Source organism: Pseudomonas sp. HY7a-MNA-CIBAN-0227 (assembly GCF_040310325.1).
Classification (GTDB): Bacteria; Pseudomonadota; Gammaproteobacteria; order Pseudomonadales; family Pseudomonadaceae; genus Aquipseudomonas.
The window spans coordinates 1-240 of sequence record NZ_JBEOPT010000333.1 but is presented as its reverse complement, the minus strand read 5'-3'; the positions used below and the strand labels follow the sequence as shown (position 1 = coordinate 240).

At 65.0% G+C, this 240-nt stretch carries 1 protein-coding gene; it reads right to left on the bottom strand.

Annotated features, from left to right (window positions below):
* The coding region (locus tag AAEZ06_RS28150) for a thiamine pyrophosphate-dependent enzyme (protein ID WP_350617491.1) at positions 1–240 on the bottom strand (240 nt) is incomplete at both ends.

Genomic DNA, 240 nt, shown 5'->3' with positions numbered 1-240 from the left:
GAAATCACCTGGCGGTCAGGGAAGGCTGCCTGTGCGCCGATCGCTTGCGGCATCGCGTTGGCCATAGAACCGTGGTTGAAGGAGCCGAGCAGGCGCCGTTGGCCATTCATCTTCAGGTAGCGTGCAGCCCACACCGTTGGCGTGCCGACGTCAGCCGTGAAGATCGCGTCTTCATCCGCCAGTTCACTGAGCAGGCGGGTCAGGTACTGCGGGTGGATCGGACGCCCTGGCGCCGACGGC